The organism is Paenibacillus sp. PAMC 26794 (assembly GCF_000316035.1).
Taxonomy (GTDB): domain Bacteria; phylum Bacillota; class Bacilli; order Paenibacillales; family Paenibacillaceae; genus Paenibacillus.
Map to the genome: position 1 here is coordinate 617,560 of NZ_ANHX01000011.1, position 11,585 is coordinate 629,144.

General features: G+C 43.4%; 12 protein-coding genes and 1 pseudogene. 2 read left to right on the forward strand and 11 right to left on the reverse strand.

The window, feature by feature from the left end; translation table 11 throughout:
- Positions 1–64 precede the first annotated feature (64 nt).
- The 5 genes from D829_RS0107965 to D829_RS0107990 form a co-directional block, all read right to left on the reverse strand.
- On the reverse strand, positions 65–1,288 hold the full coding sequence (locus D829_RS0107965) for a macrolide family glycosyltransferase (RefSeq protein WP_017688341.1): 1,224 nt from the start codon (positions 1,286–1,288) through the stop codon (positions 65–67).
- Between the two features lie 70 nt (positions 1,289–1,358).
- The gene (locus D829_RS0107970; RefSeq protein WP_017688342.1) at positions 1,359–2,723 is read right to left on the reverse strand and encodes an MFS transporter; all 1,365 of its coding nucleotides are present in this window, start codon (positions 2,721–2,723) and stop codon (positions 1,359–1,361) included.
- Positions 2,724–2,919: 196 nt separating this feature from the next.
- Entirely contained in the window at positions 2,920–3,207 is a 288-nt protein-coding gene (locus D829_RS30665; protein WP_017688343.1) for a hypothetical protein, read from the reverse strand.
- Positions 3,208–3,232: 25 nt separating this feature from the next.
- Positions 3,233–3,592, reverse strand: a complete 360-nt coding sequence (locus tag D829_RS0107980) for an iron-sulfur cluster assembly accessory protein (RefSeq protein WP_017688344.1) — start codon at positions 3,590–3,592, stop codon at positions 3,233–3,235.
- A gap of 349 nt (positions 3,593–3,941) precedes the next feature.
- On the reverse strand, positions 3,942–5,300 hold the full coding sequence (locus D829_RS0107990) for an MFS transporter (protein ID WP_017688346.1): 1,359 nt from the start codon (positions 5,298–5,300) through the stop codon (positions 3,942–3,944).
- A gap of 166 nt (positions 5,301–5,466) precedes the next feature.
- Here D829_RS0107990 and D829_RS0107995 point away from each other — a divergent pair, with 166 nt between their 5' ends.
- Together D829_RS0107995 and D829_RS30675 are read left to right on the forward strand one after the other, a co-directional pair.
- Entirely contained in the window at positions 5,467–6,126 is a 660-nt protein-coding gene (locus D829_RS0107995; RefSeq protein WP_017688347.1) for a metalloregulator ArsR/SmtB family transcription factor, read from the forward strand.
- 196 nt (positions 6,127–6,322) lie between these two features.
- Positions 6,323–6,526: a hypothetical protein gene (locus tag D829_RS30675; RefSeq protein WP_017688348.1), complete on the forward strand. Its 204-nt coding sequence runs from the start codon at positions 6,323–6,325 to the stop codon at positions 6,524–6,526.
- Here the strand turns inward: D829_RS30675 and D829_RS34000 are convergent.
- From D829_RS34000 to D829_RS0108025, 6 genes and pseudogenes are all read right to left on the reverse strand, one after another.
- Positions 6,513–6,722: pseudogene (locus tag D829_RS34000) on the reverse strand (hypothetical protein); the annotation flags it as partial. The gene D829_RS30675 and the pseudogene D829_RS34000 sit on opposite strands and share 14 nt — an antisense overlap.
- Positions 6,707–7,723, reverse strand: a complete 1,017-nt coding sequence (locus D829_RS0108005) for an alpha/beta hydrolase (RefSeq protein WP_017688349.1) — start codon at positions 7,721–7,723, stop codon at positions 6,707–6,709. The gene D829_RS0108005 and the pseudogene D829_RS34000, both read right to left, overlap by 16 nt.
- Entirely contained in the window at positions 7,716–8,144 is a 429-nt protein-coding gene (locus D829_RS0108010; RefSeq protein WP_017688350.1) for a GNAT family N-acetyltransferase, read from the reverse strand. The genes D829_RS0108005 and D829_RS0108010 overlap by 8 nt, the downstream gene beginning before the upstream one ends.
- Positions 8,145–8,290: 146 nt before the next feature.
- Complete coding sequence (locus D829_RS30680) at positions 8,291–8,965, reverse strand: MerR family transcriptional regulator (RefSeq protein WP_051153884.1); 675 nt, start codon at positions 8,963–8,965, stop codon at positions 8,291–8,293.
- 141 nt (positions 8,966–9,106) lie between these two features.
- A complete protein-coding gene (locus D829_RS0108020) occupies positions 9,107–10,084 on the reverse strand; it encodes an alpha/beta hydrolase (RefSeq protein WP_017688351.1) in 978 nt (325 codons plus the stop codon).
- Between the two features lie 165 nt (positions 10,085–10,249).
- Positions 10,250–11,548, reverse strand: coding sequence for an NCS2 family permease (locus tag D829_RS0108025; protein ID WP_017688352.1), 1,299 nt, complete (start codon positions 11,546–11,548; stop codon positions 10,250–10,252).
- Positions 11,549–11,585 lie beyond the last annotated feature (37 nt).

Here is an 11,585-nt window from a genome sequence, read left to right on the forward strand (position 1 = left end):
CAAGTCTTTAGGTTTATTAAAACCAAAAAAAGCCGCTTATTAAGCGACTTTGAATGGAAAACCATTAAATTGTGTAACTTCCCCGGCCTGAACCCATATGACTCATGATCATTTCGGCAGCTCGCTTGTAACCGCCCGCCTGCCTTAAAGATTCACCAATGAGGTAAGCCTGCCGTCTATAAAGTGAATTGTGTAGCACTTCTGTTAATGCCTCTCTCAAATTAGTCGCACTGAGGTTATGTTTATTTAAAGTAATACCCGCGCCCAACTCCTGTACCCGATTGGCGACAAGAGGTTGATCCGATGTTAATGGAATCATCACCATCGGAACGTTGTAATATAACGCCTCACTCGTGCTGTTCATTCCAGCATGTGTAATAAAAACATCGGTATGCTGCAACATGTCCAACTGGGCAATGTATGGCTTGACGATAAAATTAGGAGGAACTTGATCCGCCAGCGGCGTCATGTCCGTGTACTTTCCTGAAGATAGAACAACATTCACGGGTAGACCCCCTAATGCTTCAAAGCAAAGCTGATAGAAATCCAAATTTTTATTTAAAATCGTACCCATAGCAATGTACACGGTTTGCGGGTACCGTTCACGAAGCACCTCAAACGAGAAGGTCGGAGCATCTTGACGTGTGATGATCGAAGGACCCGTGAAAATAAAACGATCATCCAGCTTTTCTGCCTGCGGCTGAAAATAACGGCTGGTGTACACGAGCTTTAACTGACCTGCATGTGCCGGAATCTCTTCCATGGCTGGAATACTCACTTGAAGCTCTTCAGCTAACTCCGTTGTGATCTTCATCGTAGCCTCATAAAGCTCCTTCGTCTCCGTCTCATTCAGAACTGAGCTAGACCCCAGAGGCTCCACAAAAGCAAAGGACGCAATCGAGCACACCGCAGGAATTCCCAGTTTTTCTGCAAGAATAGTCCCTCCCCATCCCATCAGGGAATCAAAGATCATATAATCGAACTTTTGATCCTCGATCACCTGTAGCACATTGGGGATGATCCTCCGGATAATACCGCTTACCATCATATAAATGAACTGATAAGAATGCTTGTATTCCTGGGGTTTCAACACCGGATCATGAGAGAAGGCATCTTGTGGAAACGGATAGGTAATGATCTGGGCACCGGTTTGTTCAATTCGGGAACGGTACTCCTCCGTGCACACATAGATGACTTCCTCACCATTGTCTATCAACTGAGTAACTAATCCTAACGATGGATTCACATGTCCTTCAGCTGGAGTAATGACTACTAATACACGTGCCATCTTACCCACCTCCCAATGCAATTAGTCCCCCCGTTCTTCATGATGTATTTAACGACGCGGTCGTCATCCGTTACATGGAGATGTTATCCTTCACTTGGCTGATTGGATGATGTTCTTGATGAACGAGTTTGGTAATTCGTAGTGATGCTAAGAAACTTAACAAGACCCATAGTAATTGCAGTGTTAACACGATCAAAACACCTGTCGATATACCCCACTGTAAAGTTTCAGACAAGGCAATCAATGCGCCACCAACTCCAATGCTTACTCCCATATAGAAGGAATCCACAAATTGCAGATTCGCGGACATTTCTCCCTCTTTCCTGGGCAAGGCATGTTGTAAAGCAATGGCTGCCGTTGTAGGGTTGGCCAATCCAACACCGAACCCTGTAATCATTTGTGAGAGAAGGATGAGTATAATCCCGCCGTCCGTCAAAATAAGAGCCAGGATCACGAGTACAGTTCCAACGATCATAATCCCAATGCCCGTCATGACCCTGCCCTTTCGGGCACGACCTTGATCTCGTGCGTCAAGCTTGGCTTGTAACCACGCTGCGGCGGACCAGCTCAGAGAACCTGCTGCTACAATGAGACCAGCAAGGTCAGCTGATAACCCCTTCACTTCGGTTAGTGCCAAGATCACAAAACTTTCCGTTGTAAAATAACAAGCAACATATAGCCCTCTCGAAACCAAAGTAGCAGGCAATCCTTTTTTTACCGAAAAAGTGCCCACAGGCAGCAATTTACGCATTGGTGTGATCATGACGACTAATCCACCCAAAGTGAGTAATATACCTCTCCAATCGGTTATCATACCAAGGCCTGTGAGTAACAGCCCCGTTCCAACGGCAAGCAGAATCGCATACATAATCTTTGAGTCGGTTGCTCGCGCTGGACCTGTCAGATCTTGCTGAAGCTGCAAATTACGAAAAGAACGGAATGTGAGACTCAATGCTATTCCAATCAAGGGTAAAACGATCCAGAAAACATATCGCCACGAGATGTAGGAAGCTATAAGGCCTGCTGCATAAGGTCCGATTAAGGTTGGTAGGACAAATGCCATAGAGAATGCGGCCAGGATTTGAGTACGAAGTGTATCTGGATAATGTAACGTCACACAGGTATAAACACATGTGATCAGGGCCCCCGCTCCAAAACCTTGAAGGGCTCTTCCGGCAATAAGCATGTGCATATCGAAAGAAATAGCGGAGACCACAGTTCCTAACACAAAAACACTAAAAGATATCAGCATGGATGTAAAAACGCCGCGCTTGTCAATCTGCTGACCCATAACCAATGTTCCAATAAGCTGAGATAACAAAAATGCGCTGAAGATCCAACCGTATAAATGAATGCCCTCTAAACTTTGTGCCATTTTCGCGGCAATCGTTGTGATAGCCAGACCTTCGAAAGCTACGGTTGACAGAACCAGCATAATACCAATTGTAGGCGCCCTGTACTGAGCATCAAAAATCCCAATCTGATTGTTGTTTGTCTTCTACACCTCCGTAATTCGATGGTTATTATGGTAAAATAAACCTTTTTACTTCCTGAATATACATGAAGTTTTCTACTTTGTAAATTTAAATGTTTAAAAAGTAATATTAGGGTCTAGAATATGATTCCTATGTTCAATAGGAGATTTTACTTGAAAAAATGCCATTTTCATTACAGTCAATTTGGAGAAGTTCATCCTGCAGGATCCAGGCATCTGTTTTTTCAACAAAGAAATGAAATCCTCCGATGGATTGAACCAATGCGGGATCGACCGGTGTAGCACTCGCATTTATGCCGATTGTAAAAGCATCGGAGCCTCCTCCGACATATTTTGCATAAATTCTTACATATTGGTCCTCTTCCAATTCCCATTCATTCTTAAATGAATCGATCGCTTGATCAGATATTACAAATGAAATCATTGCTCTGCACTCCTTCCTTCCTTCATTAATCACATTTTTTCACTTCGCCACGATAATTGGCCATTCTGAAACTGGCCCCGCATCCACACGAAACTTTGGCATTTGGATTATTCATGGTGAATCCGCCTAACATTCCGCTCTCTTCATAGTCAATCTCAAGACCATCAATATATGGAATACTGTTCGCGTGAACCAATATTTTAAATTGTTTTTTATTTAACACAATGTCTTCTTCTGCCTGCTGTTCATCCACGATAAGGGTATAAGATAAACCACTGCATCCCCCTTCATCAACGCCTACTCTAAGAAAGGCATTTTGGATATCCGCACTTGATAAGATCTCAACGATTTTGTCCGATGCTGTATCACTGACCTCAATGATCATCTTTATTCCTCCCGGTGGTATCATTTTGAAATTTGGTATCCCAGTCCATTAGACAGGGTATGAATGCTGCAAGAGCAGCTCCTTTTGGCGTAAGTTCATAAATAATTTGTGTAGGGCGTGTCCGTATTGTTCTTTTGACCAAATGATCATGTTGAAGACCCTTTAAACGGCTGGAGAGGATCATTTCGGAAATGGAAGGAATGCTATCGAATATTTCACCGAATCTCTTCGGGCCTTGAGACAGAGCACATAAAATATGGATCGTCCATTTCGTTCCGATGATGCGATAAGCTTTAAATAGTTTATTCGGGTCTTCAGTGAACAATGGTCTGTACACCCACTTTCTTATTCATCCGCGTGGTGAGATCCGAGTGCTGGCAATGATACTCGTGACGATTAACAAGAGATGGAAACCCATGGCTACAATTAAGCCGGATTGAAGTGACATACCGCCAGCCTGACACACGACAAGAATGGAACCACCAATGCCGATCACTACACCAGGTGTAAAAGAATCTGCAAATTGCAGATTTGCCGAGGTTTGGCCCACGCCTTCTTCCCCCGTTTGGGAAAATGCGACAACACCGCTAATCGGATGCGCCAATCCAATACCAACTCCTGCAATGATCTGACCAATAACTGCGATGGTAACGGTCACAACAGGTACCCAAAACACGATGGCAATCCCTATCGCAAGCAGCAAAACCCCAAGAAAAATTCTCATATGACGTCCACTGCCCTGATCTGCCGCATCCCACCGTCCTTGCAGATACGCAATGATACACCAACTTAATGCAGCACTTGCGACAATTAATCCGGCCTGTGAAGGTGTAATTCCTTTCACGTCGATTAGAGCTAATACCAGGAAATTCTGTGTACTAGTATAGGCAGCGAAGAACAATCCACGTGTTGCCAAAATAGCTGGCATTCCTCTGCGCAACGTAAGTGTTCCCTTCGGTAGCAATTTACGGAGAGGAAATATCATCAATACGAAGCCAATTATGACTAAAACAAATCCCATAATGCTCGGAAGCCTACTTAGACCAACCAGGAAAATCCCTGTACCCAACGTTAAGAGTAACGCCATCCAAGTGGATGATGATCCGCTATCCCCTCCCGTCTTCTGCACTTTCAATTTCCTAAAGGCAGGTAAACTAAGCAATGCTGAAACCACCAGCACAGGTAAGATCCCCCAGAAAACAAAGCGCCAGGACCACTGATCTGCGATAACTCCTGCTACATATGGACCGAGCATGGACGGAAGAACATAGGCAGTACCAAATGCTCCAAGAATTTTGGCACGCAACTCATCCGGGTAACTTAACGATATAGCTGTATACACACAAGTCATCATAGCTCCGGCACCCAAACCCTGTAGAGCCCGTGATCCTATCATGGTATACATGTCGCCTGCAGTTGCGGCAGCGATCAGCCCTACGATAAACAACAGAAGTGCAAAAGTGAACGGTGCTGCAGGTCCTCTTTTATCAATGATTCGACCGACGACCAGCGTTCCGATAATCTGCGCAAGCAGATATGTACTGAATATCCATCCGAACAGGCTAAGGCCGTTCAAGTCTCCAGCAATCGAAGGAGCAATGGTGGTTACGGATAGACCTTCGAATCCAACGGCCATCACTGATAAAATAATCCCTATGGACAATGCAAAATAACGCGGGCTGAAAATACTTTGATGATTAGACGACATGAAATGTGACCTCCAAGAAAATTGGTATGTATACATCGTATCCGGATACTTAGTAAACATTTTTGTTTATAATGTCTAAGCTACAGTTCGGCTTTGACTTTGTCAACATTTTTGTTTAAAATGTAGTTAGTCATGAAGATTCAGTTGCGTCACAAGGAGGTGCACCATGAGCGGAAATCAAACCAAAAAAGATGTCTCGACCAGTACCCGGAGAGCAATTATTAATCTGTTAAAAGAGCGCGGGGGAATGGATGTTGTCACTCTCTCCTCTCAGTTTTCGTTATCCGGAATGGCTATTCGTCAACATCTGAATGCGCTAAAAGGAGAAGGATTGGTTACCACTGTGGAAGAGGCTCGTCCCATGGGTCGCCCCACCAAGTTATGGATATTAACTTCCGCGGCTAATCGTTTTTTTCCAAGTGGATATTCGGATTTATCCGTCAGCCTCATCAATTCGATGAAAGAAGCTTTTGGTACTGAAGGGCTGGACAAGCTGCTGGATGTTCGAAATAAAAATATGCAAGAACAATATCTTCAGCATCTTGGCGATTCATCAGGAGTCAGAGAGAGATTGGAGAAATTGGCCGAAATTCGTACGAATGAAGGTTATATGGCCGAGGTTAAGGAGCAGGATGATGGCAGTCTCCTATTCATTGAAAAGCATTGTCCGATCTGTGAAGCGGCCGCGGTATGTACCGGGTTATGCAAGAATGAGTTACATTTATTCAAAACGATTCTAGGCGATAATGTTCATATTGAACGGGGAGAATACATTCTAGCCGGAGGAAGAAACTGCGTATACACCGTTAGGCAAAATAAGCCGTGACCAAAAGAGCAACCTCATTGGAGATTGCTCTTTTTGGATTTTGAACTGATTAGAACAATGCAGATTTCTCTAAATCATCCTTCATTATACCGGTTATTTCTAACGCTTACATAATCGTATGTACCCGATTATGTAATTTTGAATTGAGGTAGAGTATAGTAAGAGTGTTGAAAATATACTCTAGGAGGCTACAGCCATGTCACAAAAAATCTGGATGAACCTGCCGGTGAAAGATGTTGTGAAATCCACTACCTTTTTCAATGAGATTGGATTCCATGGGGAGAATGTTGGCAACGAGAGAGCCCAGCTTGTCATAGGCTCAACAACGATTCTACTGTTTCCGGATGCAACGTTTGAGAAATTTACAGGTGCCAAAACGGCAGATACTCCTGATCCTTAAGAATCGCAGAGATATTGCGCTGATGCTGATAATCGTCCAGAACGAAATAGGATACTTAGTTTATAAGTTTAAATACGGCCTGTAATTTCTGCTCTTGCTCTAGTGGCGTTGATTCCATGCAGAGCAACATGCGGTTGGTGAACCGGATCATGTCCGGCTCGGAGACCCTAACTGTAACTGTTATAAGGAGAGCTTGGTCAACATATGTTCTATTTCATCCATATACCCATCCACTGTAATACTTCTCGGAGCAAACAAAAATCGTAGTGATTGTTTCCATTCCAAGCCTGCAATAGAGGTTGGTAGCATCGAATGTTCTGTATTAGAGAAGATTTTCACATGAAGCAAGGATGATGGCTGAATTCCTTTACGGTATGCTTGTTCTGTATCAACAATGTCCACATTCACATCATCTTCTCCAAGCAGAAGTAATACAGGGGTCTTGAAATAATGCAAGTCCGCCGTGGCGTCTGAAGCAAAATTTTTTCTTATGAAGTTCCAGCGTTCTTTGGAAATCAGATCATCCTCTCGAGCAATCTTGATGTACTCTTCATATGTACCCTGATTTTTTAAAATTTCTTTGATCTGGTTTTCATAATCGACCTGATTTTGAATCTCCTCGGGGGAATGACCCTCCTTCGCCATTTGGCTGCGTGTGTTGTATTCCCCCTGTTCCAACCAGTTTATTGCTGGTGATACCAAGATACTGAAGGCGAGATGTTCTTTGCCAGCAAGCTTAGGAATCACCCAACCTGCTTGGCTGGCACCCCATACGCCTATTTTGGAATCATCAATGATGGATTGTTCTTTCGCCCATGCAATAGCTTGCTGTGCCTCCACAACACGATCATCCATGCTTTGATCTAGCCAGTTTCCCTCTGAACCCCCGATTCCCCGTTTATCTAGCGACAAGGACGCATACCCGATCGATGCCAGTCGCTCCCATAATGGTTTGTATCCCTCACCATGAGTAGAGTCTATCGGACCGTCACCGTGAATAAACAGTACTAGACCTAGCTTGTCTGAATGGTTTCTGGGTAACGTGAGCGTACCTGTTAACTTAACCTGTGGAGATTGAATTTCAACGGTTTGTTCCTCCATGTCAAAATCATTTTGATCGACTATGTACAGTCCTGAACCAACCATCAGTAAGATTGCCACAATAACTGAGATGAATCGTTTTTTCCAATTAAACATAACTATCTCCTTTGTAAATCATGTAATGCCATTGGTTTTCGCCTAAGAGCAGGCCGGTCAGAAAGCTATTTGTACTATACTGCTTGCGAAATTGATAGCGTTCATATAACTGTATCGCTTGATGATTCTGACTTGCCACATGCAAGCTAAGAAACGACATTGATTTGGATTGCAACATATATTTCTGTGCCCATTGGAGCAACTGTGTACCAATTCGCTTGCCTTGATGCTGTGGATGTACAACGAGATCTTCCACATAACATTCGCCTAATTTAGGAGTATGCTTCAGCAGATGTAAACCAGTGATTAACTGAAGCAGTTTCCACTTGCCAACCCTTTTGCACTGGCCCCACCAATGAGAATTGGCACGAACGCTTGTTATTTCTGCTCTGTTATCTGCTTCCTTCCATTTCAAGCACATGCTGCCAACAATCTCCTCATTTTCACGGGCAATGACTCGAAGAGTACTGTGTTCCATGGGCGGATGATTGAGCAACTAATCAATCATTTGTAACAAGAGCTCATAATGGAGCTTTTCTGGGGTGAATAAAGATAAATAAGATTTCTCTACCATAATAAGTGGACCGTGATAAGGATAGCCCTGATGTTCGGCGTAAGCATTTTGAGTTCAGCTTCAATTTGTACATATACATGACGAGAAAGGTATTTTCCTCTAGGCAAAACTAAATCGTTTGCTCCCTCCTTTTGTGTATAAATTCCTACGGTGTCCGTCTCGTCGTACGCATAATGGATGTCAGCTTCAAATAAATCGGGAATGTTTCCCTTATGTTGGGTCAGTTGCCTTGCTTGCAAGTACCCTTGCGCTTCCATATGGAACCACAGTGATAAGTGAACCTCCTCACGAGTAACAATATAATAAGTCACTTGATCTTCAGGCGGGATATGCTCTTTCTCATGCAACAACTTGCTGATAAGTTGCTTTGTTTGCTGAAGCTGATTGATAGCTGCTTCCGTGTCTGCCAACGCTTGGCGAAATAATGATGTGATTTGAACGGTTGTCAGATTACTCAAACATTCCTTGATCATTTGAACAGACAGTCCCATTTTGCGAAGCAACAAAATATGAGATAGACGGTAGATTTCATCAACCCCATACATCCTGTATTGGTTTTCTGCTATATAAGCAGGGTTGAGCACCCCTTTTTCTTCGAAGTATCGAATTTGATGTACAGAGACATTCATGAGCTTTGCCAGCTCGCTAATCGTAATTTCATCACTCAACCAATTCACCGCCTTTGCTGTTTTTCACAATACAAGCATAAACCTTAGGTTTGACCTAAGGTCAAGTCTTTATTTTAACCTCTCCTGATAACAAAAAACCACGGCACCCATTTTGGGCCCGCAGTTCAATGATCAATTATACTATTGTATTTCTTTCATATAAGATTTGAATTCCTCGGCGATTTCTTTGTATTTCGTATGATGCAGGTAATGCGAACCTTCCATTGGGATCATTTTGCCCTGATCCGATTGTTTCACTTGTTCTTCATGCAGCGGAATCCACTGTGGATTATTCTCGTTATTCGATTGTACGAAGAGGAGCATCGGCAGGTCACGAGGGTAAGTGAGATTTTCTCCATTTTTGAAATTGGAACCCAGGTGTTTAAGTTCATCAATCAAAGTCGGATTCGTCGAGACTTGATTTGAAATTAACTTCATCTGTTCTTTGGTATGCTCATCGTATGCAAGTGATGCATATGAATCACCGCTCACTTTGTTGAGTACTCTCATTAAGCCCGATTTTTGAAGGAATTTCATTAGGTTCAAAGGTAATTTAACATCCATGCCAGGTTGATTTGGAACACTGCTATCGATCCCGACAAAAGCAGAAACTTCATCCGGATACGTGTTCACATAAGTCGCCGCGTACAATCCCGTGATGGAATGCCCCATCAGAATATAACGATCTATACCGAGCTGCTGTACAGCTTCATGAATTTCACTAACAATATTCTCGGTGGTTCTCTCCGTCTCGGTTTCGTCGCTTAACCCATAACCGAAAGGCTCAATCGCCACAACTTTGTAATCAGGCGTCAATTCATCGATTAATAATTTGAAATCAAGTACTGGCGACGTTGTTCCTTGTCCAGGTAGTAGCACAATCGTTTGTTCACCGCTGCCTTGAATGGACACATTCATATTTTTTCCATCGACATTAACATATTGACCATACGATTCAATTTTCTTTTTCTCGATCCCATTACTGATTGTATGAACGACAAACGTGATGCCCATGAACAGCACCAGCGCGCCGACAATACCACCTATTATTTTCAACCATAAGTTCCGTTTTTTACGGCCCTTAGTCCCCGTTGTTGTTACATCCACTGCTTCTGCCATATCCATCTTCTCCTGTCCTTTATATCTGTAGAGCCGCTCTTGCGACATAGGTATAGTGTAACCATGAAAGATGTCCCCTTCGTGACGGGAATATGAACGGAGTATGAACAAGTAAAAAAAAGAGAGCTGCTTGTTGAGAGCAGTTCTCCATAGGATAAGACAGTTTTAGTGGTCCAGGAACACAAGCTGAATGAAGAACAATACCGCAAAAATGTAGAAGATTGGATGAACATCTTTACCTTTTCCACGAAGCAGCTTGAGTACCGGATAGAAGATGAAACCTACGCCGATGCCTGTCGCAATACTATGCGTCAATGGAGTAAGGATGATAATCAGGAAAGCAGGAAATGCTTCTTCGAGATCATCCCATTTGATTTTGCTGATAACGTTAATCATAAAGTATCCAACAATGATCAGTGCCGGAGAAGTAATCGCCGGAATGCTTGATATTACACTTACGATCGGTGTGAAGAACAAGGTCAGCGCAAGCAGCACACTTACCGTTACCGCTGTCAGTCCCGTTCTTCCTCCTGCAGCTACCCCTGTGCTGGATTCGATATAAGCCGATGTTGGACTTGTTCCGAGTAAAGCACCTGAGGTTGTTCCTACGGCATCTGCCAATAATGCGCCACGCGAGCGTGGAAATTTACCATCTTTAAGCAATCCTGCTTGTTCAGCAACGCCGAGCATCGTACCCGTCGTATCAAACAGTGTGATCAACAAGAAGGTAAATATGATTGTATATAAACCATTCGAGAATACCCCTGCCAGATCCAGTTGCAAAGCCGTTGACGCGAGGCCTTGCGGCATGGATACAATCGATTCCGGCATTTGGAATAGTCCCATGATCCAGGCAAGTATCGCTGTTACCACCATTCCGATGAACAGGTAGCCTTTCACATTGTAAGCCATCAGCACAACGGTAATAATCAATCCGATAATGGTCAGATAAGCCATTGGCTCAGCCAAGTTCCCGATCGTAATCAAATTCGATTCTGAATCGGCAATAATCCCGGCATTTTGCAAACCTACCGTTGTAATAAACAATCCGATCCCTGCGGTTATGGCATGTTTTAAGCTAGCAGGAATTGCATCAAGCAACATGTAACGGAATGAAGTCAGTGATAAAATAATAAACAAAATCCCTGCTATAAATACGGCTCCCAGTGCAACCTGCCAAGACACGCCATACCCTGCAACTACGCTATAGGCAAAGAATGCATTCAGGCCCATACCCGGCGCGATGACGATTGGATAATTGGACCATATTCCCATAATCAGAGTTCCCACAATACTTGCCAGTACCGTTGCTATGAATACTCCGTTAAAGTCCATGCCTGTGCTGCTGAGTATTCCTGGGTTTACGATAACTATGTATACCATTGTGAAGAATGTTGTAACCCCTGCGATAATTTCTGTGGGGATGGTCGTGCCTCGTTCTTTAAGTTTGAACCATTTGTCCATGGTAAAGCCAGCCTCCAACTTTCAAATTATACTCCAA

Bases quoted from the DNA above. Each gene is read 5' to 3' on its own strand.
- D829_RS0107980 (WP_017688344.1), bottom strand. From the start codon at position 3,592: ATGATCATTGAGGTCAGTGATACAGCATCGGACAAAATCGTTGAGATC.
- D829_RS0107990 (WP_017688346.1), bottom strand. From the start codon at position 5,300: ATGTCGTCTAATCATCAAAGTATTTTCAGCCCGCGTTATTTTGCATTG.
- D829_RS0107970 (WP_017688342.1), bottom strand. From the start codon at position 2,723: ATGCTGGTTCTGTCAACCGTAGCTTTCGAAGGTCTGGCTATCACAACG.
- D829_RS30675 (WP_017688348.1), top strand. From the start codon at position 6,323: ATGTCACAAAAAATCTGGATGAACCTGCCGGTGAAAGATGTTGTGAAA.
- D829_RS0108010 (WP_017688350.1), bottom strand. From the start codon at position 8,144: ATGTGCTTGAAATGGAAGGAAGCAGATAACAGAGCAGAAATAACAAGC.
- D829_RS0108005 (WP_017688349.1), bottom strand. From the start codon at position 7,723: ATGTTTAATTGGAAAAAACGATTCATCTCAGTTATTGTGGCAATCTTA.
- D829_RS0107965 (WP_017688341.1), bottom strand. From the start codon at position 1,288: ATGGCACGTGTATTAGTAGTCATTACTCCAGCTGAAGGACATGTGAAT.
- D829_RS0108025 (WP_017688352.1), bottom strand. From the start codon at position 11,548: ATGGACAAATGGTTCAAACTTAAAGAACGAGGCACGACCATCCCCACA.
- D829_RS0107995 (WP_017688347.1), top strand. From the start codon at position 5,467: ATGAGCGGAAATCAAACCAAAAAAGATGTCTCGACCAGTACCCGGAGA.
- D829_RS30665 (WP_017688343.1), bottom strand. From the start codon at position 3,207: ATGATTTCATTTGTAATATCTGATCAAGCGATCGATTCATTTAAGAAT.
- D829_RS0108020 (WP_017688351.1), bottom strand. From the start codon at position 10,084: ATGGCAGAAGCAGTGGATGTAACAACAACGGGGACTAAGGGCCGTAAA.